This window comes from Bacillus sp. SJS (assembly GCF_000732485.2).
In the GTDB taxonomy this organism is placed as follows: Bacteria; Bacillota; Bacilli; order Bacillales; family Bacillaceae; genus Metabacillus_B; species Metabacillus_B sediminis.
Genome location: NZ_JAQV02000023.1, coordinates 64,483 through 89,215, shown reverse-complemented (window position 1 = coordinate 89,215; position 24,733 = coordinate 64,483). Strand labels below are relative to the sequence as shown.

Sequence of the window (24,733 nt, the reverse complement as noted above, 5' to 3'; positions counted from 1 at the left end):
AGTTTCACCCCTATCTGTGATCTATTTTGTAACGAGCTGTTTCTCGATTCGTGCAAGTTTGCCGCTTACGCTTCCGTCAAAAATACGGTTGCCGATTTTCAGCTTCACGCCGCCGATCAGGGATTGATCGATTACGTTTTTCAGCCTCAATGACGTTTTACCGATTTTTTTCGCAAATGCTGCGGATAGTTCGGAAAGTTCTTTTTCACTCAGCAGACGCACAGAGTATACGACTGCATCCTCTAAACCGCGGGCTTCGTTTGCAAGTCTTGCAAACTCTCCTGCAATTTCAGGGATACTATCGACACGGTGGCGCTCAACTAAAAGGTAGAGCGTATTTAAAACAGGAGTTGTTAAAGTTCCGAACCCTTCTTTAACAAGCTCTTTTTTCTTTTGCATGTCCAGCTTAGGATGCTGAAGCAGAACCATCAGCTTAGGGTTTTGCTTAAATACTTCCTTAACAGCTGTCAAATCATCTTCGAACTGATCAAGCATTTTTGTTTCCTTGGCAATTTCAAAAAGTGCGGATGCATAACGTTTGGAAACAAGGATGCTGCTCATCGGTTATCCCCTGCTTCTTTGAGGTAATCGCTGATGAGTTTTTCCTGTGCCTGTTCATTCAATTCTTTTTCAATGACTTTGGAAGCAATCATGACAGATAGAGACGCAACCTGATCGCGAAGTGCCGCGACAGCCTGATCTTTTTCCTGCTCGATTTCTTTGCGCGCAGATTCTTTAAGGCGGATTGCCTCATTGCGGGCAGTTGTAATAATTTCTTCTTTTTGCTGTTCGCCGATTTTCTTCGCATTTTCAATCAGGCTTTGAGCTTCCTGACGAGCCTGCTTCAGCAATACACGCTGTTCTTCAATCAGTTTTCCGGCTTCGAGATTCTTCTGTTCAGCCCCGCTGATTTCGTTGGAGATATGGTCTGCACGCTCTTTCATGATGTTCATGATCGGCGTCCATGCGAATTTTCTTAAAAGGGCAAGAAGGATCAGGAATGCTACAAGCTGGAAGATAATATCTCCGCCATTGAAATGGCCTTCTGCTGCAGCTTCACCCGCGCCTGCTGCGCCTAGTGCAAATATAGTAAACATTGCTCGAATTCACTCCCTTCAAGGGTTACGGTATACGTTTTAATAAGGCTATGACCTCATAATTTCTGTTTTTGGACAAAAAAAGAGACGGTAGGGCAGATAAGAGAATGGCGAAGGTTCTTTTCTAAGAATGATCTTCGCCATCTTCTTTTCACATCATATAGTGATTGATCTGGTAATTATTGACCCATTACGATGAATGCGATAACTACTGCGATGATCGGAAGTGCCTCAACTAGTGCGATACCAACGAACATAGTTGTTTGAAGAGTTCCTCTTAGTTCCGGCTGACGAGCGATTCCCTCGATTGTACGACCAACGATTAGTCCGTTACCAATACCTGCACCAAGTGCACCTAAACCTACTGCGATTGCAGCTGCAATTAAACCTAAACTCATTTGTAAATCCTCCCTTATCTTATGAAAATAATAGTTTTGCCTATTAGATAGAGCTAATTATAAATTAATGGTCGTGACTCACTTTGTGGGCCATATAAACCATTGTTAACATGACGAAAATGAAAGCCTGGATGGAACCGACAAAAATACTGAATGCCTGCCATGCAAGCATTGGTATGATTGCACCCAATGTTCCGAAAATGCCTCCCATAAAACCATCGGCATAGCCGCTTGTTGCCAGTCCTGCAAGTAATCCAAGCAAGATTTCTCCGGCAAAAATGTTTCCGTATAAACGAAGGCCAAGTGTAAGAGTGTTCGCGAATTCCTCGATTATTTTAATAGGAAACAAAAATTTCATTGGTCTAATATAATCGCGTGCGTATTCGCCAGCACCTTTCATTTTGATCCCATAGTAATGAGTGAGACCCACTACCATAACAGCCAGGGTAAGCGTTATGACCGGATCAGCTGTCGGTGATTTCCACCATAGCTCATGGTCAATAACAACTGCGAACGGCAAGCCCAGCATATTCGCTACAAATATGTACATGAGAAGCGTCATGCCAAGTGTTAAAAATCGGCCGCCTGTCTGCCAGTCCATCGTGCTGTTGATGATGTTCTTAACAAAGTCCATCACCCATTCGATAAAGTTCTGCATGCCGGTTGGCCTCAATGCAAGGGTGCGGGTGGCAGCCACAGCCAGAATAAACACGATGACACTTGCAATGGTGATCATCATCATATTCGCCAAGTTAAAATATAAACCTAAAAACTCTACGACAGGTGCTTTGTGCTCCAATATATTCACCTCTCTTCCAGCTAGTCGCGTATATGTTGTATTAGAAAATCTATCATAATAACGACGTAAATCGTCATTAATCCAATAACCACGGAAATTAGATTGATATACTCGGGGTATCTCATTGCAATGAGCACAGCAAGACCGGCTGCCGCCATTCTGGACAGCATCCCCATTGAACGGATCGATTTGCCTTCCTGATAAGCTTTTTCAAACTGTTTCTGCTTCCGCACCATCGTCCATAAGTTAAAAAGACTAAAGCATGTCCCGGTTATCAGACCGAGAAAGATCTCTCTGTAATCTGTAAAACCCCAGCCAAGCACGTAAATGGCAAGCAAGTATACTATGTATTTTAAATAGCGCTGGTTCATGAGATGCAGTTCAGACATGAGATGCTCAGTCTCCTGGAAAGTAGTGGCGGACCAGCTTCAGCATGCCGTAAACGCCTGCTGACAGTCCTAAAAGAAGGCCAATGATTAAAAACAGCGGTACCGTATGAAGATAGCCGTCGAGCCATCTTCCGGCGAAAATCCCTACTAAAACAGATCCTACCAAATGTGATAGAATGCCAGACATAAGGGCCATAGCCTGTAACGGATGACGATTTTTATCGCGCATTTTACAGCACCCCTCAATCAGGTTTTATAGGTCATTTCAGGGGAAATATACAAGTAATTCACAAGTTTTGAAAACCTTATCATTACCCTCATATAGCATAACAATAGGCACTGGGCTGTGTCAATGTGATTCCTTGCTAAAAGTTCACAAACAGCCCAGCCCGGCACAAATTGTTCACATTTTTAGACAAAGTTAGCGTTGACTCCTAAAATCGATCGTGAGCGAGGTTTCAATTATGTCCTCAACCTTCCCTTTCTTCGCAAAAATAAGGGCTTTGTAGGTTCCCTCACTAACTTTTAGCTCCCTGTTTTTCAGTACTCTTTTCAGCCGGCCTTTTCCGACATGTTTCTTCCAATCCAAATAGCCAATAAAATGATACGATGCAGGTTCATATAAAGCAATGCCAATTTCATCCGCCCCGCCTGGAAGGTAAACTTCGTACTCGCTCGTGTCCGGCTCTTTCCCGGGATGAAAGTCAAAGCCCATCAGACGGGGATAATCAGGTTCATTCATCATGTAAAGGTAGGGAATGCTGAAGCGCTCCGATCCGGCTGTCACATTAAGCCACCCCTGATGGGTGCCGTCAACGAGGTGCATCGGCGTTCCTTCCAGCTCAATTTCGACCTCTTTGGAGGATCGGGGGTTTACATACTGAGCTCCCGGAATATGCCACGTAACTCCCTGGGCTCTTGGTGGATAAGAGAAAACAAATTTTTTCGTTTGGCCGGAGTGATTCACAAGTTTGATCTTAGCTTTGTGCGCGGATCTTCTTCCGCCAGATGAAAACTGCGAAAAGACGAGGGAGCCAGGCACCGCTAAAACCTCACTTTTCACAGCTCTCCAGACATCCATTCTCCCAGCACCCTGGCTGATCGGCTCGTAAAGCCTCGAGTGATAATCTTTGAGCGGCTTTGCCGTATTCATAAGCGCAGCCTTTACTTCCTCCGGGCTCCAATCCGGGTGAGCCTGCCTGATCAGTGCTGCCGCCCCTGCCACAAGCGGCGCTGCCATACTGGTTCCTTGAAGCGGTTTGTATTGTTTGTCCGGGATTGTGCTCATGATGGCTACCCCTGGAGCAACAAGATCCGGTTTGATTTCCCAGCTTCCAGTCACTGGCCCCCGGGAGCTGAAGTTTGCCAGGGTGTCTTCTTCTTTTATCTGAAGGATGCTTGCACGCTGCCGGAGAGACCGTCTAAGTTTTACCCCATCCTGTCTCGACAGGGACGCTGCAGGAATCCCAATGTTTTTCATCGAGCCTGCAAAATTTCCTTTTTCATTGTTATAGACGAGGATGGCAGCCGCCCCTCTGCTCTCAGCTGATGCTGCCTTTTCAGAAAAAGGAATTTTCCCTCTCTGCACCAGGACAAGCTTTCCTCTGATATCTTTCGGAAACTCATTTCCCCTTCCGAAGCCTGCATCTGTAATTTCCAGGCCGCGAAATGCTCTCCACTCAGCTGCGCCTTGAAATGGAATGAGTCTGATAGGTTCAGCATTATCCAATAGCAGCTTGTATCCTTTTATGGGAGGAGTTGATGCACCGACGGATATTGCTTTTTCAGCGGTCCCCGGTGAGCCGAGCGTCCATTTTCCCGGACCGGAATTACCGCTCGCCGCCACCGCAATAACGCCCTTCTCTACAGCTTTATTTAAAGCTAGGCTTGTCGGCCAGTCCGGACCGTTCACATCGTTTCCAAGAGATAGATTCAGAACGTCCACTTTATCCTTTACCGCCCGGTCAATAGCCGCGATGATCCACTCCGAAGTTCCAATCCCTCCCGGACCAAGGGCCCTGTATATGTAAAGGCTTGCTTCTGGAGCGATTCCTTTGATTTTGCCATTCGCAGCAATAATTCCCGCTACATGGGTTCCATGAATCGTCGCTAACTCTTCACTTCCTCTTGTCTCCATCGGATCCCGGTCATCATCCACTACATCATAGCCGCCTGCGTAATTCCTGCGCAGATCAGGATGGAGATAGTCCATTCCTGTGTCAATGACACCAACCTTCACACCCTTGCCTGTCAGCCGCTGATTTTTTGAATCAAAAAGACTGCGCACCTTGTCACCTCCAACGAAGGAAACATATGATTGCGATTCGGTATTATAGGTCGTGACCGGACCAAGATCCTCCACTTCAGGCTGAGCGGACAGCCTTGTTAAATCTGCTAGGGTGCCCTCTACCGATATCCCTTTAAATACCTCCGTATAGACATGTCTGATTTTCAGCCTTGGAAATTGATTTTTAAACTTCGCCTGAAAGCTTCGCCATTTAGCCGGCTTTACAATCAGAATCCGCTTTTCCATAGCCGTTCCGCTCTCTTCCGGAATCGGCGGCCGGCTTGGATAGGAATAAGCATTCGAGGACGTTTTTACTGCCGCTGCAAAGCACAGAATAAGCAGAAGAATGATTGTCTTTTTCATAGCAAAACCCCCTCCTTCGAATTAGGGTTCTCAGAGGCGGTTCGTTTTATTAGTAAAATGGGGTGCTTGCATGCCATAAAAAAAGGCCTGAACCCGAGAATCGAGTTCAAGCCTTTTATTCTTTATTTTGTTCCGAACATTCTGTCGCCAGCGTCTCCGAGACCAGGGACAATGTATCCTTTTTCGTTCAATTTTTCATCAAGAGCTGCGATGAAAATATCTACGTCAGGATGAGCAAGCTTAAATTCTTCCACGCCTTCAGGTGCTGCAATCAGGCACATGAATTTAATGTTTTTCGCTCCGCGTTTTTTCAGGCTGTTGATCGCTTCGATTGCTGATCCGCCTGTCGCAAGCATTGGGTCCACTACGATGAAATCGCGCTCTTCCACATCGGATGGAAGCTTCGCATAATATTCAATCGGCTTAAGCGTTTCAGGATCGCGGTAAAGACCCACATGTCCCACTTTTGCTGCAGGAATAAGCTTAAGGATTCCGTCTACCATCCCAAGGCCCGCGCGCAGAATCGGAATAATCGCCAGTTTTTTTCCGCCGAGTACGTTTGATTTTGCAACGGTTACCGGTGTCTCTACTTCTACTTCTTCAAGCGGAAGATCTCTAGTAATTTCGAATGCCATCAATGTTGCCACTTCGTCTACCAATTCACGGAAGTCCTTTGTGCCTGTTTTTACATCTCTTATGTAAGTTAGCTTATGCTGAATTAGCGGATGATCAAAAACGTATACTTTCCCCAACCTGCTCATCTCCTTTTAATAAATCGTACCTGTTTCATTGCACTTCCATTGATTCTACAGAAAAAAACCGCGGGTTTCAAGAGTGAGACCAGTATAGTAAAACATGGAAAAAGGAGCAGCTTTCACAGCTGCTCCCAGGGACCTTAATAAAGCGGGAATTTGGAAGTAAGAGCTTCCGCGCGTTCCGCTGCTTCCTTTTGTTTTTCTTCGTCTTCGCTATTTTTTAAAGCAAGGGCAATGATTGCAGCAATCTCGTCCATCGCTTCAAGCCCGAAGCCGCGTGTCGTGACGGCTGCTGTTCCAATTCGGATACCGCTTGTTACAAATGGGCTTTCGGGATCAAATGGAATGGTATTTTTATTTGTCGTAATGCCGATCTCATCCAGGATTTTTTCAGCCACTTTGCCTGTCAGGTTCAGGGACCGTACATCGAGAAGGACCAAATGGTTATCCGTACCGCCGGATACGAGATTGATGCCTTCTTTAACAAGAGATTCGCCAAGACGCTTCGCGTTCTCGATGATTTTTTCGCCGTATTCTTTAAATTCAGGCTGAAGGGCTTCACCGAAAGCAACAGCTTTAGCCGCGATCACATGCATAAGCGGACCGCCTTGAATTCCAGGGAAGATCGATTTATCAATCTTTTTCGCAAACTCTTCCTTGCAGAGAATCATTCCGCCGCGAGGTCCGCGAAGTGTTTTATGAGTCGTCGTCGTCACAAAATCCGCGTAAGGAACAGGATTTGAATGAAGTCCTACCGCTACAAGACCTGCAATGTGTGCCATATCAACCATGAAGTAGGCTCCCACCTCATCCGCAATTTCACGGAACTTCTGGAAGTCGATTTCACGAGGATACGCACTTGCTCCTGCCACAATCAGTTTTGGTTTATGCTCGATTGCTTTTTGACGCACATCTTCATAGTTAATACGGTGCGTCTCTTTATCTACACCGTATTCAACAAAGTTGTATTGAACTCCGCTGAAATTAACGGGGCTGCCGTGGGTAAGGTGGCCGCCGTGGGAAAGATTCATACCAAGTACTGTATCTCCATGCTCCAGGATGGTAAAGTAAACGGCCATGTTTGCCTGTGCACCGGAATGCGGCTGAACGTTCGCATGCTCTGCACCGAAAATTTCCTTCGCACGGTCGCGCGCAATATCTTCTACGATATCTACGTATTCGCAGCCGCCATAATAGCGCTTGCCCGGATATCCTTCTGCATATTTGTTCGTCAGCACAGAACCTTGCGCTTCCATTACCGCTTCACTTACAAAGTTCTCAGATGCAATAAGTTCAATCTTTGTCTGCTGGCGTTTAAGCTCCTGCTGCATCGCTTCAAATACGGATGGATCCTGCTTTTGCAAAAATGTCATGATAATTTCCCCCTTGGTTGGACAGTAGTGGCTTGCTTATATGCTCCTATTTTACACATATTCTGAACGAAATGTAAAAGACAATCGGCTGATTTTTGAAAAAATGAGGCTAATACCGAACTATAGAGAGTTGAATGGAAGAGATTGTTCGAAATGAGGGGGATGGCGGAAAGCAGTGGATTATTAAAGGAGCAGTTTTGGCAAAGGGGGGGTATATTGATTGGACAGAGTCGTGAGCGAAACGGACAATTAACACCGTGGAGTGGGCAAATTCAGTCCCGAAACGGACAGATCATCGGGTGAATGGACAAATAGGATCGATCAGATTAGTGAGAGGAACGCGTAAATAAGACGGTATAATCTCCAAATAAAAAGGAACGGTTCTTGCCGCTTCAACAGGTTTTCTGTCAAGAACTTCAATTAATCCTGCCAAACCTTATTTTCCAACCGTTTTCCGGCCAAAACTAGCCACTTTTGCCCTGCTATATAACTCCAGTTTAGCCTGTGGGAGGCCTGCTGTTTTATGTTATGCCCTTCGGTTGATTAACAGAAAAATGAAAAGGAGAAGCAGTTCAAACTGCTTCTCCTTCCGTATTACATCCAGGCCTCCCTATGGGCCGCCGCAAATTCACTTAAACTAACCGGCTTTTTTCCAGTTACCATTTCAACTGTATTGGTTACACGGTCTTCTGCACCGTTTGCAATTTTTCCCTCAAGACTTGCCATGAAACCGGCATACTCTTTTGTTAAGCCTCCTTGGATCATAGCCTGCTCATACTGGCTAAGTGGCATGTTTCCGTATTGAATGGTGGTGCCGGCAGCATGGCCGATCATCGAAGCAGCTTCTGAATAGCTCAAAGCCTCCGGACCGGTAACGATGTGGCTCGTGTTGTGCGGCTCTTGATCGATTAATGCACGAACGCCAACTTCCGCAATGTCATCTGCATTGACAAAACCAATTTTTCCATCACCGGCTGCCGACCAAATCTTGTTTTCTGATTTAATGGTGTGAAGGTGGTGAGGGGCCAGGAAATTCTCCATAAAATAAGAAGGACGGAGAATGGCATATTCAGGTGCCAGCTGCTTGACAGCGAGCTGCAGCTTCCCAAACACTTGACCGTCATCAGAGACGATGGCCGCACCGAGCATGACCACCCGTTTCACTCCGGAATTCAAAGCGTTTTTCAAAAAGGGCAGAACGGCAGGCAGCGGATCAAGCACACCGACCGGTGCAACCAGGTACAATTTTTCAATCCCGTTAAACAGTTCAGCAGGAAATTGCCCGCTATGCCAGTCGAAAGGCACATGCTCTGCACCAGCAAGCCTGGGAACCGATCTGCTGGCAATGCGAATAGAATAGCCCCGTTCCAGAAGCTTGGAAGCAATGCGGCTTCCTGTTGTGCCGGTTCCTCCAGTAAGTAAAATGGACATGCTATTCGCTCCTTTTTAGAAATTTTAGAAATGCCTGAGGTTCATTATTGTAAGCACCAATAAAGATAAGCGGGTTCCAGTAATCTTTATAACGAAGAATTTTTCCATCCTCATACTCAATAACACTAATATATTTCTGGTTGTAAGGGAGTCCTGTTTCCAGAATCACAGCTTCACATTCAAACTCCACAATCACCGTATTTTGGCCTTCGACAGGATAGTAGTTCGGCTCAGAAAAACGGGTAAAGTTAATTTTTTCGGGGAAATCCTTCACATGATTGTAGATGGCTTCATCTCCTTCCAGTTTTGTTAAAACACCAGAAGGGGCATAGGGAATTTCAAATACAGCGTCTTTATGCCAGATCGTCATCCACTGTTCGATATTATTTTCCAGCATGCCTTGAAAAAATTGATCCATGATTTTTACGGCTTCGTTCATTATCAATTCAGCTCCTTTTTTGACTGATTAGTCCAAAATAAGCAAAGGAAAAGCCTCCTATTCAATCCAGAACAGACAGGCTGACTTTCGCATAGCTTTCCAGCGCATTAAAGCTTTTGTTTGTTTTTGCAATAAAGGTAAGAGACAGTCTCGATTGGTTCAGGTAGCGGGCAAGGCTTCTTAAATCACCGTGCCGATCTGTGAACTCTCCTTCCTGTTTTCCGCGCACTAGAGCCTCATAAAAGGCATTCTCGAGCAGCAGTGACTGCTGGCTGAAGTAATTGGCAAGCTCCTCCTGAAAAGGGAGCTGTTCAACTGCACTGTTAATAATATAGCAGGCAGTAGCACTTTCGGGGTCCTTTAAAGCCTGAATTCCTTCAGCAAAAATATCGCGGACAGCTTCTTTTACAGAACCGGCTTCCTTCAGTCTTGCAATAACCAGCTCGTTTTTTGCCTCCAAATACGTTTTGACAGCGGAAAGAAAAAGGTCCTTCTTCGTCCCGAACGTGTCGTATAAACTTTGCCGGCCAATCTCCAAATGCTTGAGCAGTTCTGGAAGCGAGGCACCTTGATAGCCTAGCTGTCCAAAAACTTCAGCCGCTTTTCGCAAAACAGCAACCGTATCAAATTCTTTGCTTCTTGCCAATTGCATTCCCCCCTTCAAGTACAGATTATCCTTTTTGGACTGATTAGTCAAATAAATAAAATGGAGAAGGAAGAGGGGACGAACAAAATAAAAAAGCAGGGAGACAAAGCTCTCTGCTCCCCGCCATTCTCTCCATTACTTTTTTATACCACTTAAAAGAATCCTTCTTATAGCGCTTCCTGGACCCGTTGACCTCATTAACACGGTCCACATAAACCAAACCGTACCGCTTTTGTAAAGGAAACCATGTCGATGATACCCCCGAACATTTCATAACGCAGAAAGAACCGCCTCCAATAGCGGTTCCTTCTTTACCTGCAAGATTCGTTCTCTTCCGTTTCTTCGTAAACAGCCCTCACACCGCCGATGAGCTTCGGCCGGGTTTTGGCCATTGTTACATGGGCATGTCCAATTTTGTTAAGGCTGCTCCGGATTGGAACCGCCACGTGCTTCAGGTGCATGCCGATGAAGGTGTCGCCGATGTCGAGGCCGGCTGCGGCTTTGATGTGTTCGACGACTAGGGGGTTGGTCATGGATTTATAGGCATGCGTGGCCATGGCTCCTCCCGCTTTTCTGACAGGAATGACTGTGACGGGCTCGAGGCCGTGCGTTTCAGCTGCCGTTTTTTCTACAACCAGTGCCCGGTTCAGATGCTCGCAGCATTGAAATGCAAGGGAAATCCCGTGCTTTTTGCTAAAATGGGACAGCTCTTCAAATATCATGGCAGCTGCGTCGAAGGTTCCGGCTGTACCGATTTTTTCGCCGATGACTTCGCTTGTGCTGCAGCCGATGACGAATAGGCTGTTTTTCTCAAAGGTGACTTGGTTTTCGAGGTCTTTCAGGATTGTTTGGAGTTCGGAACGCCATACTTCGACTTCTCCCATTATCGGTCCACCTCTTCGTTATTTGTTTTCGTATTGCCCGATTTTGCCGATGCGGTTTGCGTGCCTTCCGCCTTCAAAATCTGATTGCAGCCATGTTTTGGCGATGTCGCGGGCAAGCCCTGGGCCAATTACGCGCTCTCCCATTGCAAGGACGTTGCTGTCGTTGTGCTCCCGTGTCAGCCTGGCGCTGTAGATGTCATGGACGAGCGCGCAGCGGATGCCTTTTACTTTGTTTGCCGCAATGCTCATGCCAATTCCAGTTCCGCAAATCAGGATTCCCCGATCCGCTTCTCCTGATGCGACTTTTTCAGCAACGGGTACCGCGTAGTCGGGATAGTCGACTGATTGGCTGCATTCACAGCCTAGATCTTCGTATTGGATTCCCATTTCATCCATGAGAGATTTGATTTCTTCGCGGATATTCATGCCGCCGTGATCTGATGCAATTGCTACTTTCATTCCAGTTGCCTCCCTGCGTTACTTTTCCAGTTTTTCAATCAAAAGCTTCAGCATGCTCTCAAGGTCATCTCTTGTAGCCCTGTAAATCTCAATCGGACCTCCGTATGGATCGAGGACATCTCTTTTTTTAGAAGCTCCGTGAACAAATTCAGAGAGCGTCCATATTTTTTCCCGTGATTCCGGAAACCGTTCAAGCAGCAGCATTTTGTGGCTTTCGGTCATGGTGAAAATGTGGGTTGCCCACTCGATACTTTCTCTATTGAGAAGGGCTGAACAATGGTTGAATGCTACCCCTTTTTCAAGGAGTGCATCCTTTGCTAACGGAGAAGCATCGCTCCCGTCCATTGCAAAGACCCCTGCTGATTTAACTTTGATGTCGTCTGAGCGCTTCATAAATTGCAGGAGCGCTTCAGCCATTGGACTTCTGCAAGTGTTTCCTGTACAAACGAAAAGGACATTCGACAACGTTTCCACTCCTCTTTCTTCATCTGGCCTTCCATTTATAAGCACCGCTTTAAGTTTGCGGGTACACGTCAAGATTGGATCTGTCTATATTGTACTACTAACTGAAGCCGCTACCAAGCTTAAGGAACGAAAAAAGCCAGACCCCATATGGTCCAGCTTTTTACATAGGAAGCAGCAGCTTGATTCCAAAAACCAGCAGAATCGCTCCTCCGAGAATTTCACTGTAGTTTCCAAGCCACCCCTGTACACGCTTGCCGATGATCAGGCCGGTCCAAGTGAGCACCATGCTGACAAACCCGAACATGAGGATGGCAAGCATCGTTCTGGCTCCGTAGATTCCGAGAGTGAGGCCGACAGAGAAACTGTCCAGGCTTACACTCAGCGCGAATAACAGCAGACCAAAGCCGACCGGGGTAATGAGCGGGGCATCATCTTTTTTGAAGGAGGAAACGACCATTTGAATCCCAAGAAGGATGAGCAGTCCGCCGCCGGCATAGGCAGCGATGGCACCCAATTTATCTGATAGCAGCTTGCCGAGACCCATGCCAGCCAGAGGCATAGCAATATGAAACAAGCCGATGACCAAGCCAATAAAGAAGATTTGTCTAAATCTCAGCGAAATCATGCCCATCCCCAAACCAACGGAGAAGGCATCCATTCCTAAAGCAAAGGCCATCATAAAAAGCGTTAGAATTTCCCCGATTACCGCTTCTACACTCATGCATTCCCTCCTTGGACACGCCTGTTTCAGCATATGTCTGTCCAAGGAGGGTTAGAACGGGTTATTCTTCAATTACACGGTGTCCGGCCGCTTTCATGAGCCGGTTCATGATTGCCTGTCCTACTCCATCTTCGGGAAAGGCTTCACTGTATATTAAATCAAGCTCTGTATTTTCATTAAACCGGCGGAGTACTCCGTAAAGATTTGAGGCAACCGTCTCGAGCTGCAAGGCAGAACCGCACGCGAGAACTTCATCCCCCCGGAACTCTTCCTTATATTCAGAGGTAGTGAGAATCCCTACCTTTTTCCCTTCCAATCTTGCTTCATCTGCGAGCTTTTGCAAAAATTCCCTCGTGCCCTTTACGATCGTTAATGGAGCGTTGGGAGCGTAATGAGTATACTTCATACCGGGTGAGATCGGCGCTTGTGTTTCATCAACGAGAGCCTGGTCTACGTGAACCGGTCCGATAACAGCTTCCAGCTGCTCCCGTGTGACACCGCCCGGTCTTACAATAACAGGAATCGATTTCGTACAATCCAAAACGGTGGATTCGACTCCAACACCTGTTGGCCCCCCGTCCACGATTCCCGCGATTCTTCCGTCCAAGTCCATCGCCACATGGGCAGCTTCTGTCGGACTCGGCTTACCAGATAGATTGGCACTTGGCGCCGCGATCGGAACTCCGGCTTCCTTAATTAAGGCAAGGGCGATCGGATGGTCCGGCATGCGAATGGCGACTGTGGATAAACCTGCTGTAACCAATGAAGAGAGCTTTCCCTCTTTTTGCGGCAGGATGACAGTCAGTGCACCAGGCCAGAACATGCTCATGATTTTCATGGCGTAAGCCGGTATATCGCTAACGAGCGCAAGTGCCTGGCTATGGTCTGCCACATGGACGATGAGCGGATTGTCTCCCGGTCTTCCTTTTGCTTCATATATTTTTTTCACCGCTTCATCCGATCCCGCATTGGCTCCAAGGCCATAAACCGTTTCGGTCGGAAAAGCGATCGTTTCGTTTTGGGCAAGTAAAGCTGCTGCCTGTGCAATTTGTGGATAACCTTTGGATAAACCGCTGTTCTTATCCACAGTCCAGTGAATCGTATCCATTCTTATCTGACTCCTAACTTTCCTTATCTTTATTGCTGTTTCAACTAGTTTACCACCCAGCCTGCTTATGTAAAAGCAAGGAACCCCAACAAGCTTTATCCACAAAATGTGGATAAAGCTGATCTTTCGGTGGATAACTATGTTGATAAAGTTATTTAGACCTATTTCCAGTGCCTGGTTAATCAGGTATTCTTGACCATAATTACGGATCCATCTGCTTTAAGAGAGGATTGGATATGTTTAGAGCCAAGCATCTCTTCAGGCAGCTCCGCCTTTGAAGTTTGTTTGAATCCAATAACTTCCAAAAACTCCGTAGAGCCCTGCCCGCCTGCAACGAGATAATAATTTTTGAGCTTTTTTTTGCGCCCTACTTCATGAATGCTTTGAAAGAGCGAAAGAATATAAGCCTGATCCAGCTTGTCCGAGACAACAAGTGTCCGCAGCAAACCGTATTCTCCGAATATCTCAAGGCCGATGCAGGCTGCAATTCTTTTATCCGAATCCGTCATCATGACAAACTGGTCAATTTTTTCTTCAATGCCCGCGGCATTTGAACCTGCTGCTTCCACAAACTCTATTAAACGGCTCTTATCTGCTGGTTCTGCTAATTTTAATTGATAAAACATCGTTCCACCCCATTGTTCTTTGTTACTCCCAATGTATGTGGCTCAACGTTTCATTATGATAAAAAAGATAGACTGTTCTCTATGAAAACAGTCCGCCTAACCATTCTGCGAGAAAGAATTTGACTTCCACTTCGTCTTTCTTGCTGTCTTCGGAAGCTACCTTTTCTGATTTCTCCACTTTCTTTTCTTCTTGCTGCACTTCTTTATTTTGCGCTTCCACCGCTTGTCCTGTTGAGAAATCAAGGAAGCATAATGGAGGGAACAGCACGCACCACCAGTTCGCGCCTTCACCATCGCCAAGCGTGATGAGGATTGCTTCGTAATCACCCGCCGGATAAATAAAATCTCCATAAAGTTTCGTCGGGAAGCGGACACTCGTTCCATACTCAACCTTGATGCTTTGGTTCATTCCTTCTTGTTTCATTGTTTCCTTCGCAATCTTATTGATTTCTCCAAGCTCGGAGCGAATCAGGGCTCTTGCTTTTTCAATGGAATCAATATCCTTCACCCAATTGGTAATTTGCTTATTCACTTGATCGCGAATTTTCAGTTTGACGGCCTGATCCTCAGGTGCGTCGCTGTTCGCAAGAATTCTGAGCCGGATCGCTTCCTCCGGTATGACCTTAGGCCCGTTTTGCTCTGCCGCTGATGCCTGGCTTGCTCCAAGCGGCTGATTATACGTATTTAAAAGCGCTCCCGCTGTGATAAACACTAAATATATGATTGCTAATGTTTGTTTTTTCATTTCTCCTCAACCATCCCTTCTCTAGCAACAGTATGGCCGGGAGTTTTGAAAAATAAACACGCAAAATCAAAATCTATGATTCTATATAAAATTCAGCTCTATTAAACGCAGCTGTTGATTTACGCTGCAGGCGTTCGCTCCAATCAACATGTGTAATCAATCAACCTCTTACTTTAACATAGCCTTAAATTCAAGCGAATCTGTTTAAACAGCTCGTGATAATAGCTGCTAGTATGCGGGACGAAGGCTGATAAATCAACGGAATCCTCCAGCAAAATTTTCTCCCCGTCCTCTTGTTCTTTGAAGCCTGTGACTTGGAGTTGGTTTCGCTCTCGTAATACCAGTTTCTCGAACTCTCTTAAATCCGCCTTTACGATCCCTGCCACTTCTTCCTTTTGCAGAGAAAAACCTTCAATAGGGGATTCCTGATGATAGAGATAGACGCGGGCAAGCTCACGGTCGATGATGTCCCCGCTGCCGCCTGTCCAGGGAATCGTACCGAGAGATACAAGATCCTCGTATTGAATGCCTAAGCCAAGTTCCTCTTCCACTTCCCTTATTCCATCTTCTGCTGTTTCATCAGCCAGCAGATGGCCAGCTGCGGTTATATCGAACAGGGAGGGATAGTCTTTTTTCCTTGAGCTTCTAAGCTGAAAATAAAGATAGATCCTGTCCATCCCGCGTTCCGTCATACAGCAGTGAAAGGTTTCATGCCAATAGCCTTTCCGGTGAACCTCTTCCCGTGTAGCCGTCCCAAGACAGCGGCCGCTTTCATCAAGAACCTTCAGAAGCTCCGTTTCCATCGCTAAAGCGCCCCTTTACCTTTCAGCAAACACCATCCGGTCCTTGCCGTTAATATCGAAAACCACTTCCACCTTCGCTTCCGGGAATGCCACTTGAAGCAGACGGGCAACATTTTCTCCCTGGCCTGCCCCGATCTCAAATGCGGCAATGCCAGGCTTATTTAAGAGAGCAGGCATACCTGCGCAAAGCTTCCGGTAGAAATCCAAACCATCTTTGCCTCCTGCGAGCGCTCTGTGCGGTTCATGGTCTTTTACGACCTCTGACAGCTGCAGGACATCTTCATCTGGAATATACGGCGGATTGGAGACGATGATGTCAAAAGTACGGCCTTCAAGTGGTTCATACAGGTCACCCTGAACAAATTGAACCTTTCCACCGTTCCGCTCTGCATTCCGGCCCGCAACATCCAGGGATTCCTGCGCGATGTCCGTTCCGATCACAAGAAGGTCCGGAACTTCAAGCGCAAGTGTAATGGCAATCGCCCCGGAACCTGTCCCGATATCGGCAGCAGTCAGCTGTTTATTCGGCAAATGAGACTGAATTCTGCTCTTCAGTCCTTCAATTAATTCCTCTGTTTCAGGCCTTGGAATCAGTACTTCTTTATTCACTTCAAATTTCCGGCCGTAGAATTCCTCGTATCCGGTCAGGTGCTGAACCGGGACGCCGGCCGCATGTTTTTTTACATCGGCCATGAACGCTTCCAGTACCTCTTCGCTGATTTCCATTCGAAAATTGGCTAGAAGCGAGGACCGGTTCATATTTAAATGGTGTCTCAGCAGCCATTCTCCGGCATTTTCATCTCTTCCCGCATCGGTTAAAAAAAGAGAAGCCCATTTCAGGGCTTCGAATACAGTTGTCATGCTTAGTTTTCCGCCTGTTCCAGCCTGCTGGACTGATCCTCGACGATGAGCGCATTGATGACATCATCAAGCTTTCCTTCAAGGATTTGATCAAGCTTCTGAATCGTCAGACCGATGCGGTGGTCTGTTACGCGGTTTTGCGGAAAGTTATACGTGCGAATCCGTTCAGAACGGTCTCCGGAACCGACAGCAAGCTTACGGTTTTGATCATACTCGGCTTGAGCTTCGCGCTGGAATTTATCATAAACGCGGGCCCGGAGTACTTTCATTGCTTTTTCTTTGTTTTTAATCTGCGATTTTTCATCCTGGCAGCTTACAACAGTCATCGTCGGAAGGTGAGTCAGACGGACCGCGGACATCGTTGTATTTACACTCTGTCCTCCTGGTCCGCTGGATGCGAACGTATCGACACGTACATCTTTATCGTGGATTTCCACTTCGACTTCCTCTGCCTCAGGCAGGCAGGCAACTGTCGCGGTGGACGTGTGAATCCGGCCACCTGACTCGGTTTCAGGTACACGCTGTACGCGGTGGGCTCCGTTTTCAAACTTCATTTTGGAATAGGCACCTTTGCCGTTCAGCATAAAGATAATTTCTTTATAGCCGCCGACACCCGATGAGCTTGCTTCCATTACTTCGGTTTTCCACCCTTGAGCCTCCGCGTATTTGCTGTACATTCTGTATAGATCGGCAGCAAACAAAGCCGCTTCGTCACCGCCTGCTGCTCCGCGGATTTCCATGATTACGTTTTTGTTATCATTTGGATCCTTTGGAACAAGGAGAAGCTTCAATTTATCATTTAAGGATACTTCCTGATCCTGCAGCTCAGATAGCTCTTCCTTTACCATTTCGCGCATATCGCCATCAAGCTTTTCGTCAAGCATCGCCTTTGCGTCTGCGATTTGCTCTCTTACTGCTTTATATTCTCTGTATGCTTCCACTGTATCAGACAGATCAGATTGTTCTTTTGAATATTCTCTCAGCTTATTGGTATCACTGATAATATCAGGATCCATCAATAGCTGATTTAATTTTTCATAACGCTCTTCAACCGCTTGCAAACGATCTAACACGTTCTTCACCTCTGGAGTTTCCTAGCTTATTCTTTCAGCCGGTCTATTTTTATCCCGCAGTAAGTCTCATTTCCATCTGCGGGGGACAAGGAAAACATAATCATCTCACTTTATCCATAACATTCTAATTATAGTATAGGTCATGCAAACAATCAAAAGCAATTTGGCCTTTCGCATATGGTAATGTTAAGGAAGAATAGAGAAGGAGGACGGCAAATGATATGATTTCACTAATCGTTCTTTTTATCGCTTTCATGATTATTGCGGCGGCTGGAATGGCCATCTTCATTTCCAAAAAAGAGCAGCAAAAAGGAGAGCTGGATATGACTTTTCGAAACCTGTATGTGTACCTTGTTCTTTTCGCTACCTTAATGATGTCCATCGGAGGATCAGTCGGAGTGTTTATGTCTGCTGCCGATTATCTTTCCGCCCCATCCTATCAGCAGAGCTACACGGATTTTAAAGCCATGAAAGAAGGCAACCCGAAGGAAAAAGCAACAGATGAAGAAATCCGGGCACAGTATGAAGATGCCCTCCAATTTGAGAAAGAACGCACCAGAGCAAATGCATTAAACGGAATAATTAAAAGCCTGGGATGGATTGTAATCCCTCTGCCTGTATTCCTTTATTTCCAGCGGCAGGTCCGGCTTTCGAAAAAAGACTAGAAGGAGCCTAAATATGCTAACGCACATCCACCATATTGCCATTATTTGTTCTGATTATGAAATCTCTAAAGCGTTTTACGTCCATACACTCGGGTGCCGTATTATTGAAGAAACGTACCGGGAGGAAAGAAACTCCTACAAGCTGGATCTCGCCGTTGGAGACTTCGGACAGATTGAGCTGTTCTCCTTTCCTAAACCCCCGCTCCGTCCGACAAAGCCGGAAGCAAGGGGCTTACGGCATTTAGCTTTTGGGACAGAGGATTTGGATGCTGAGGTGGCAAGACTTGCCGAACAGGGCGTGGAATGCGAGCCCGTCAGAATTGACGAACTGACCGGGAAACGCTTCACTTTTTTCCGCGATCCTGACGATTTGCCGCTTGAACTGTACGAAAATTGATTCGACAAACCCTCGCGCATTTTCACTACCTTTGCCGAACAGGTTCTTGTTTTGTCTTTTGCAAAGGAGATAAAAGGGAAAGAGCGAATTCCTTTTTTATCAACAGATAGGGGGAATGTTTAATGAACACTGCTGCCGTTGCAAAAGAACTTGGGGTTTCCACAAAAACTATACAGCGCTGGGTCAAGCAATTGGAACTGCCAATGGAACGTAACGAGCTTGGACACTATCATTTCCGGGAAGATGATCTAGAAACGTTAAAAAGCGTAAAGGAGCAGCTCCACCATGGCGTGCTCCTGCAAGATATAAAAGCAGAAAACGCACCAGTCCCGGCAATGGAACCGGCCGAAACGAAACCTTTATCAACTGACGCTGAAAGCCGTGTCGCCGAACTTGAAAACCGTCTGGAGCTCATGGAGCAGAAAATGAACCTGAAGGCCGATGCCGTCGTGTCCTACCAGCTTCTTCAGCACCGCCGGGAAATGGAAGAGCTAAGCCGCAAAATTCAAAAAATTGAGCAAACGATTGATATTCTTTTTGCCCAGCTCCCGGACGCCCAGCAGGAGCCGGTTCTTGTGTTTGATAACCAGAAGCTGCAGAAGCGCAGAGGCTTGCTGCGGTCGATTTTTAGTTTGTAACAAAGATTGGATGACCTTTGGGGGTTGTCCTTTTTTTGTGGGTTGGGGGTTGGGGTAGGGATGGCGGGGGTTGGCGGGGTCAGTCCCGTTATCCTTCACCGCAGCGGGGGACAGAGGACTCCACCTCTGAGTCCTTATGCTTCAACGGCTGAGCGATTCGGTGCCGGAGCTTTAGTTCGGTAAAATTTGGCGGGACTGGCACGGTGCCAGTCCCGTCATGCTTCACCGCATCGGGGGACAGAGACCTCGGCCTCTGAGCCCTTATCCTTTAACGGCTGAGCGACTCGGTGCCGGAGCTTTAGTTCGGTGAAATTTTGCGGGACTGACCCCTCTTTTTGAAATAAGCTGCACTGACCCTCAGCCTATTAAAGAATAAAAGGACGGAGCAAGGAGACTGTTTATCCATATACCCCTTGACCTGGCGAGAGATGGGGACGGAGGTTTAACGCTTTAGCAGAACGGGGGTCAGTGCAGTGCTCTGACCTTCTATCCTTTAAAGAGCCGGGGGAACAAGCATCGGCTTCGCTGAGGCTTGATTTATATGGGGATACAGGATGCGGGGACGGAGGTTTAGTCCTTTAGCAGAGCGGGGGTCAGTGCAAAAAAGAACCGCTGCCTAAACATGCAGCGGTCTTCCTTATGATAGCAGAGGTCTTCTCGATGTCGTCGGAGAAAGCCAGACTTGACCCGTTCCCCGGAATGTCTGCAAGTAGCCCTCTCCGCTCGTTGCAGATCCGATGATTCCTTTTGCAGAGCGCTCTACTGTAAATTGGATGCCGCCGGTCCGGAGTATGGCGAAGTTGCCGTCCACCTTCAGCGTGTCGTTGTTTAGATCGACTTTTACGACCGCGCCTGCCGGAACGGGACTTTCCAGCACGATAATACCTGTTCCGGAAAGCTTCGTTTGGAATAGGCCTTCTCCCCCTTTTGCAGCAGAGGACAAGTTTTTCATTGATTCAATTCCAACCTCCACTGTTGACTCGCAGCAGTAAAACATGCCTTTATCCACGATGATTGAGTCATTTTCGATTTCAAGCATGAGGAAGTGGCTGAAGCTTGGCTCTAAAAAGATATCCCCGGTTCCCTTATATTTGGGTTTGATTCCTGATTCATTCGTCAGTACGCTGCTCGCAAACTTCTTCATGATTCCTGCAGCTCCGCCAAGCGAGTTTTCCATTTCAATGTTTCCCTGCATGTAATGAAGGGCTCCCGCTTCGGTTGTAATGCTGCCATTTCTCAGTTCAACTGCGATTTGCCGAAGGCCCATGCCGAGCTTTTTCGCGTAATACATATCGGTTGGCGAGGTTAAGTATGTACTGCCGTTCAGGTCATTAAATTCTACAATTTTAAAAACAGCATTCTGTGTTTCGAGCTGCTCAATGACACTGTATACATCCTGATTATTTTGAACGATCATGGTTTCTCCTCCTAAAATTATCTTCTTTAATCATCGTACCACACTTAAATCAGTTAAAAACTTCCTTCTAAAACAAAAAATCCCTCTTTCGCTGGTTGTAAGCTAAGAGGGATGGCTGTTGTTTTATTTATGAGAAGTCTGGTTTTGTTCACGTGTAAATGCCTGCTTGCCCGGTACCTCGTGATGGTGTCGGCAGCGGGGCTCGTACGATTCTGACGCTCCGACTAAAATGATTGGATCCTGATAGGCCGCTGGTTTGCCGTCGATCAGGCGCTGTGTGCGGCTTGCGGGAGATCCGCAAACGGAGCAGACAGCCTGGAGCTTTGTGACGGTTTCAGCGATGGCCATTAAATCCGGCATAATCCCAAACGGCTCTCCGCGGAAGTCCTGATCGAGACCCGCCGCAATGACCCGGTGACCGCGGTCTGCAAGGGTTGTGACCACTTCCATAATGCCGGCATCGAAAAATTGAATTTCGTCGATTGCTACTACATCTGTGTCCTCATCCACGAGCTTCAAAACATCCTCTGATGATGGAACCGGTGAACAGATAATGGTTGTCCCATTGTGGGAAACGACTTCCTTTTCACTGTATCGATTATCAATGGATGGCTTAAAAACCAAAACGTTCTGTTTAGCATATTGCGCACGGCGCACTCTGCGGATCAGTTCCTCGGATTTACCTGAAAACATGCTTCCGCAAATGATTTCAAGCCATCCGCTAAATTTCATTACATACATGCAAACGGCCTCTCCCTTCATTCACTGCATTAGGCTGATGGACCGTGTGACAGCCTGTTTATTGCATTTTTACCCTTTGTTTATCTTGTCCGAAAGCTGCCTTTACATGCCGAAAGTCCCTATGTAAAGCGCTGAATTCCGTGTTTTTATCGTAAAAAAACAGGCAAGTGTGAAGACTTGCCTGTTTTTGTTTGAATCTATTTCGAAATTACTTCATACCATATTTTTTATTGAAACGGTCAACACGTCCGCCAGCTTCAGCGAATTTTTGACGTCCAGTGTAGAATGGATGGCACTCAGAGCAAGTCTCGATGCGCACCTCTTCTTTAACAGAACCTGTTTCAAATTCGTTACCGCAAGAACATTTAACCATAACTTTTTTGTAGTTAGGATGGATTCCAGTTTTCATTCTTTTCATCTCCTTCTGCCCTGCATTCTTACCGAATCCAGAGTTATCTTGTTCAAAAAATGGTGATTAAAATCACCTATTTGAACGGCATATGAAAAAAGTATAACAGGGCTTCTCTATGATTGCAAGAAACAAAATTGGAATCATAAAGGAAATCCCGCTCATTTTTTCTATGACCTTCTTGAACCTGCAGTGCTTGGCTTCATTTCAGCGGAAAGCACTTCAAAAAATTCTTCATTGCCTTTTGACTGCTTTAGCTTGCGAAGGAACTTTTCAACAAAGTCAGGTGTATCCGTCATTGATTTACGGATTGCCCATAGCTTCTCAAGATGTTCCTTTTGAACAAGAAGCTCTTCCTTACGTGTTCCGGAACGGCGGATATCAATGGCAGGGAAAATTCGTTTTTCGGCAAGAGAGCGGTCAAGATGCAGCTCCATATTACCGGTTCCTTTGAATTCCTCATAAATGACATCATCCATACGGGATCCCGTATCGACTAGTGCCGTTGCAAGAATCGTTAAGCTGCCGCCCTCTTCAATATTACGGGCAGCCCCGAAGAAACGCTTCGGACGGTGGAATGCAGCCGGGTCAATACCTCCGGAAAGCGTACGTCCGCTTGGAGGAATAACAAGGTTATAGGCACGTGCAAGACGAGTAATGCTGTCCATAAGGATGATTACGTCTTTCTTGTGCTCCACAAGCCTCATCGCACGGTCAAGCACGAGTTCGGCAACCTTAATGTGGTTTTCCGGAACTTCATCAAAGGTTGAGCTGACCACATCGCCTGCAACGGAACGTTCGATATCCGTTACTTCCTCTGGACGCTCATCAATTAATAGAACGATGAGTTCTGCTTCCGGGTTGTTCGTTGTGATGCTGTTGGCAATTTCTTTCAGAAGCATCGTCTTCCCTGCTTTTGGAGGCGCAACAATCAGTCCGCGCTGGCCGAATCCAACCGGCGCAATCAGGTCCATAATTCTTGTGGACAGCATGTGCGGCTCTGTTTCAAGCTTAATCTGACGGTCCGGATAAAGCGGTGTCAATGCCGGGAAGTGAACACGTTCCTTCGCTGATTCAGGATCGTCGCCATTAACGGCATCGACATGAAGCAGTCCGTAGTAACGCTCATTTTCTTTCGGAGGACGAACCTTACCCGAAACCTTATCACCGTTTCTTAAGTCAAAGCGTCTGATTTGAGACGCAGAAATATAAATATCCTCCGAGCTCGGAGAATAGTTAATCGGTCTAAGGAAGCCAAAGCCCTCAGACTGGATGATTTCAAGAACGCCTTCCATGAATAAAAGGTCTTCCTGTTCTGCATCTGCTTTTAAAATAGCAAAAATTAATTCTTTCTTCGTCAACTTGCTGTAGTAAGAGATTTTGAAATGACGAGCATGCTCGTACAATTCTTTCAGCTTCATGTTTTCCAATGAAGAGATGGAAACCTTACTCATGTAAACACCACACTTTTAGCATATAAAATAGACATACTGGTTTTCTTTCCGCCCTATATGTACTTTTGACATTGAAAAATGGATTTCAGGATAGAGAAGGAAAAGAAGGAAAAGCTTGAAGTAGTTGAAAGCAGTGTAATTTGTGAATGTGATTTTGCAGCACTCTTTAGTTTTACCTTATTTCACGTGATTAATCAATACGTTTTCGGAGACGTAAAACATTTGAAACAAATGAGGGAACCGGAGCATGGAAGCCCCGGTCAGCTAATTAGAGAAAAGTATTTTATTTTATAACCAGATTTGGTTTCTTTTTCAAACTGTGCTGGCCGTCGATGAAGCGGACGGTTCCGGATTTGGCTCTCATGACAATGGACTGGGTTGTGCCGCTTGATGCTTTAAACTGCACGCCGCGGAGAAGCTCTCCATCGGTAACTCCGGTGGCAGCGAAGATTGCGTCATCGCCTTTTACCAGATCATCCATGAGAAGGACTTTGTTTACATCGAGACCCATTTTCACGCAGCGTTCCAGCTCCTGGTCGTTTTGCGGAAGCAGCTTGCCCTGAATTTCACCGCCAAGGCATTTCAGCGCTACGGCTGCAAGTACACCCTCAGGCGCTCCGCCGGATCCGAACAGGATGTCTACTCCGGTATGATCAAAAGCCGTGTTGATCGCGCCGGCAACATCGCCGTCATTGATCAGCTTGATGCGGACGCCTGCTTCGCGAAGCTCATTAATGATGCCCTGGTGGCGCTCGCGGTTCAAGATGGTGGCGACAATGTCTTCAATGTCTTTGTTCTTTGCTTTTGCTACTGCACGAAGGTTGTCCATAATCGGGGCATTGATGTCAATGCAGCCAACTGCATCCGGTCCCACCGCGATTTTATCCATGTACATATCCGGGGCGTTGAGCATGTTTCCATGGTCTGCAACCGCGATAACCGCAAGCGCATTCCAGCCGCCCTGTGCCAGGATGTTTGTTCCTTCAAGCGGGTCTACCGCTACGTCTACTCTTGGTCCGTAGCCATTTCCAAGCTTTTCTCCAATATAAAGCATTGGAGCCTCATCCATTTCTCCCTCTCCGATTACGACAGTCCCTTTCATCGGGATCGTATCGAAGACATCCCTCATTGCAGATGTTGCGGCATCATCCGCTTCATCCTTCTTTCCGCGGCCCATCCAGCGTGCGGATGCAAGTGCTGCGGCCTCTGTTACGCGTACTAGTTCCATCGATAAACTTCTTTCCATCTTTGGTTCCTCCCCTTCGCTGTAACGATAATATGTAAAACCTG

The 24,733-nt window shown here is 46.6% G+C and carries 30 protein-coding genes and 1 pseudogene; 3 read left to right on the top strand and 28 right to left on the bottom strand.

Annotation, left to right across the window (positions count from 1 at the left end):
- Nucleotides 1–21: 21 nt before the first annotated feature.
- From AS29_RS13935 to prfA, 23 genes and pseudogenes are all read right to left on the bottom strand, one after another.
- Nucleotides 22–561: a F0F1 ATP synthase subunit delta gene (locus AS29_RS13935; protein WP_035408055.1), complete on the bottom strand. Its 540-nt coding sequence runs from the start codon at nt 559–561 to the stop codon at nt 22–24.
- Entirely contained in the window at nt 558–1,097 is a 540-nt protein-coding gene (atpF, locus tag AS29_RS13930) for a F0F1 ATP synthase subunit B (RefSeq protein WP_035408053.1), read from the bottom strand. The genes AS29_RS13935 and atpF overlap by 4 nt, the downstream gene beginning before the upstream one ends.
- A 179-nt stretch (nt 1,098–1,276) precedes the next feature.
- On the bottom strand, nt 1,277–1,495 hold the full coding sequence (gene atpE / locus AS29_RS13925; RefSeq protein WP_035408051.1) for a F0F1 ATP synthase subunit C: 219 nt from the start codon (nt 1,493–1,495) through the stop codon (nt 1,277–1,279).
- 64 nt (nt 1,496–1,559) lie between these two features.
- Nucleotides 1,560–2,294 (bottom strand): F0F1 ATP synthase subunit A, encoded by a 735-nt coding sequence (gene atpB / locus AS29_RS13920; protein ID WP_035408049.1) that lies wholly within the window; start codon nt 2,292–2,294, stop codon nt 1,560–1,562.
- A 20-nt stretch (nt 2,295–2,314) separates the two neighbouring features.
- On the bottom strand, nt 2,315–2,683 hold the full coding sequence (locus AS29_RS13915; protein WP_035408047.1) for an ATP synthase subunit I: 369 nt from the start codon (nt 2,681–2,683) through the stop codon (nt 2,315–2,317).
- A 7-nt stretch (nt 2,684–2,690) separates the two neighbouring features.
- Entirely contained in the window at nt 2,691–2,912 is a 222-nt protein-coding gene (locus tag AS29_RS13910) for an AtpZ/AtpI family protein (protein ID WP_035408045.1), read from the bottom strand.
- 192 nt (nt 2,913–3,104) lie between these two features.
- Complete coding sequence (locus AS29_RS13905; RefSeq protein ID WP_035408043.1) at nt 3,105–5,333, bottom strand: S8 family serine peptidase; 2,229 nt, start codon at nt 5,331–5,333, stop codon at nt 3,105–3,107.
- A gap of 122 nt (nt 5,334–5,455) precedes the next feature.
- Nucleotides 5,456–6,085 carry a uracil phosphoribosyltransferase gene (gene upp, locus AS29_RS13900; protein ID WP_035408041.1) on the bottom strand — a complete coding sequence of 210 codons (630 nt, stop codon included), beginning with the start codon at nt 6,083–6,085 and terminating at the stop codon, nt 5,456–5,458.
- Between the two features lie 143 nt (nt 6,086–6,228).
- Nucleotides 6,229–7,461, bottom strand: a complete 1,233-nt coding sequence (gene glyA, locus AS29_RS13895; RefSeq protein ID WP_035408040.1) for a serine hydroxymethyltransferase — start codon at nt 7,459–7,461, stop codon at nt 6,229–6,231.
- Nucleotides 7,462–8,055: 594 nt separating this feature from the next.
- Nucleotides 8,056–8,892 (bottom strand): NmrA family NAD(P)-binding protein, encoded by an 837-nt coding sequence (locus AS29_RS13890; RefSeq protein WP_035408038.1) that lies wholly within the window; start codon nt 8,890–8,892, stop codon nt 8,056–8,058.
- Between the two features lies 1 nt (nt 8,893).
- On the bottom strand, nt 8,894–9,331 hold the full coding sequence (locus tag AS29_RS13885; RefSeq protein ID WP_035408036.1) for a nuclear transport factor 2 family protein: 438 nt from the start codon (nt 9,329–9,331) through the stop codon (nt 8,894–8,896).
- 61 nt (nt 9,332–9,392) lie between these two features.
- Nucleotides 9,393–9,977, bottom strand: a complete 585-nt coding sequence (locus AS29_RS13880) for a TetR/AcrR family transcriptional regulator (protein ID WP_035408034.1) — start codon at nt 9,975–9,977, stop codon at nt 9,393–9,395.
- Nucleotides 9,978–10,107: 130 nt separating this feature from the next.
- A pseudogene (locus tag AS29_RS21800) lies at nt 10,108–10,212 on the bottom strand (family 1 glycosylhydrolase); the annotation flags it as partial.
- Nucleotides 10,213–10,288: 76 nt separating this feature from the next.
- Complete coding sequence (locus tag AS29_RS13875) at nt 10,289–10,861, bottom strand: TIGR01440 family protein (protein WP_035408032.1); 573 nt, start codon at nt 10,859–10,861, stop codon at nt 10,289–10,291.
- An 18-nt stretch (nt 10,862–10,879) separates the two neighbouring features.
- Nucleotides 10,880–11,320 carry a ribose 5-phosphate isomerase B gene (gene rpiB / locus AS29_RS13870; protein ID WP_035408030.1) on the bottom strand — a complete coding sequence of 147 codons (441 nt, stop codon included), beginning with the start codon at nt 11,318–11,320 and terminating at the stop codon, nt 10,880–10,882.
- Nucleotides 11,321–11,338: 18 nt separating this feature from the next.
- Nucleotides 11,339–11,794, bottom strand: a complete 456-nt coding sequence (locus AS29_RS13865; protein ID WP_035408254.1) for a low molecular weight protein arginine phosphatase — start codon at nt 11,792–11,794, stop codon at nt 11,339–11,341.
- A gap of 151 nt (nt 11,795–11,945) precedes the next feature.
- Nucleotides 11,946–12,506 carry a manganese efflux pump MntP gene (locus AS29_RS13860; RefSeq protein WP_035408029.1) on the bottom strand — a complete coding sequence of 187 codons (561 nt, stop codon included), beginning with the start codon at nt 12,504–12,506 and terminating at the stop codon, nt 11,946–11,948.
- 61 nt (nt 12,507–12,567) lie between these two features.
- Nucleotides 12,568–13,614 (bottom strand): L-threonylcarbamoyladenylate synthase, encoded by a 1,047-nt coding sequence (locus AS29_RS13855; RefSeq protein WP_051860680.1) that lies wholly within the window; start codon nt 13,612–13,614, stop codon nt 12,568–12,570.
- A gap of 182 nt (nt 13,615–13,796) precedes the next feature.
- Nucleotides 13,797–14,240 (bottom strand): hypothetical protein, encoded by a 444-nt coding sequence (locus AS29_RS13850; protein WP_035408027.1) that lies wholly within the window; start codon nt 14,238–14,240, stop codon nt 13,797–13,799.
- Nucleotides 14,241–14,319: 79 nt separating this feature from the next.
- Nucleotides 14,320–14,985: a stage II sporulation protein R gene (spoIIR, locus tag AS29_RS13845; protein ID WP_035408024.1), complete on the bottom strand. Its 666-nt coding sequence runs from the start codon at nt 14,983–14,985 to the stop codon at nt 14,320–14,322.
- 173 nt (nt 14,986–15,158) lie between these two features.
- Entirely contained in the window at nt 15,159–15,788 is a 630-nt protein-coding gene (locus tag AS29_RS13840; protein WP_035408022.1) for an NUDIX hydrolase, read from the bottom strand.
- Between the two features lie 15 nt (nt 15,789–15,803).
- On the bottom strand, nt 15,804–16,649 hold the full coding sequence (gene prmC / locus AS29_RS13835) for a peptide chain release factor N(5)-glutamine methyltransferase (RefSeq protein WP_035408020.1): 846 nt from the start codon (nt 16,647–16,649) through the stop codon (nt 15,804–15,806).
- Between the two features lie 2 nt (nt 16,650–16,651).
- Nucleotides 16,652–17,722: a peptide chain release factor 1 gene (prfA, locus tag AS29_RS13830; RefSeq protein ID WP_035408019.1), complete on the bottom strand. Its 1,071-nt coding sequence runs from the start codon at nt 17,720–17,722 to the stop codon at nt 16,652–16,654.
- A gap of 221 nt (nt 17,723–17,943) precedes the next feature.
- On the opposite strand from prfA, the gene AS29_RS13825 reads away from it, so the two are divergent.
- The 3 genes from AS29_RS13825 to AS29_RS13815 all read left to right on the top strand — a co-directional run bounded on the left by AS29_RS13825 (nt 17,944) and on the right by AS29_RS13815 (nt 19,422).
- Nucleotides 17,944–18,387, top strand: coding sequence for a hypothetical protein (locus AS29_RS13825; protein ID WP_035408016.1), 444 nt, complete (start codon nt 17,944–17,946; stop codon nt 18,385–18,387).
- Nucleotides 18,388–18,400: 13 nt separating this feature from the next.
- Nucleotides 18,401–18,784 carry an SMU1112c/YaeR family gloxylase I-like metalloprotein gene (gene gloA2, locus AS29_RS13820; protein ID WP_035408014.1) on the top strand — a complete coding sequence of 128 codons (384 nt, stop codon included), beginning with the start codon at nt 18,401–18,403 and terminating at the stop codon, nt 18,782–18,784.
- Between the two features lie 122 nt (nt 18,785–18,906).
- Nucleotides 18,907–19,422, top strand: coding sequence for a MerR family transcriptional regulator (locus AS29_RS13815; RefSeq protein ID WP_035408011.1), 516 nt, complete (start codon nt 18,907–18,909; stop codon nt 19,420–19,422).
- Nucleotides 19,423–20,059: 637 nt separating this feature from the next.
- Here AS29_RS13815 and AS29_RS13810 read toward each other — a convergent pair.
- The 5 genes from AS29_RS13810 to glpX all read right to left on the bottom strand — a co-directional run bounded on the left by AS29_RS13810 (nt 20,060) and on the right by glpX (nt 24,689).
- A complete protein-coding gene (locus AS29_RS13810) occupies nt 20,060–20,839 on the bottom strand; it encodes an AIM24 family protein (protein WP_051860679.1) in 780 nt (259 codons plus the stop codon).
- A gap of 123 nt (nt 20,840–20,962) precedes the next feature.
- On the bottom strand, nt 20,963–21,580 hold the full coding sequence (locus AS29_RS13805) for a thymidine kinase (protein WP_035408009.1): 618 nt from the start codon (nt 21,578–21,580) through the stop codon (nt 20,963–20,965).
- A gap of 208 nt (nt 21,581–21,788) precedes the next feature.
- Nucleotides 21,789–21,989 carry a 50S ribosomal protein L31 gene (gene rpmE, locus AS29_RS13800; protein WP_035408007.1) on the bottom strand — a complete coding sequence of 67 codons (201 nt, stop codon included), beginning with the start codon at nt 21,987–21,989 and terminating at the stop codon, nt 21,789–21,791.
- 170 nt (nt 21,990–22,159) lie between these two features.
- Nucleotides 22,160–23,443 (bottom strand): transcription termination factor Rho, encoded by a 1,284-nt coding sequence (gene rho, locus AS29_RS13795; RefSeq protein WP_035408004.1) that lies wholly within the window; start codon nt 23,441–23,443, stop codon nt 22,160–22,162.
- A 283-nt stretch (nt 23,444–23,726) separates the two neighbouring features.
- Nucleotides 23,727–24,689 (bottom strand): class II fructose-bisphosphatase, encoded by a 963-nt coding sequence (glpX, locus tag AS29_RS13785; protein ID WP_035408001.1) that lies wholly within the window; start codon nt 24,687–24,689, stop codon nt 23,727–23,729.
- Between the last annotated feature and the right edge of the window lie 44 nt (nt 24,690–24,733).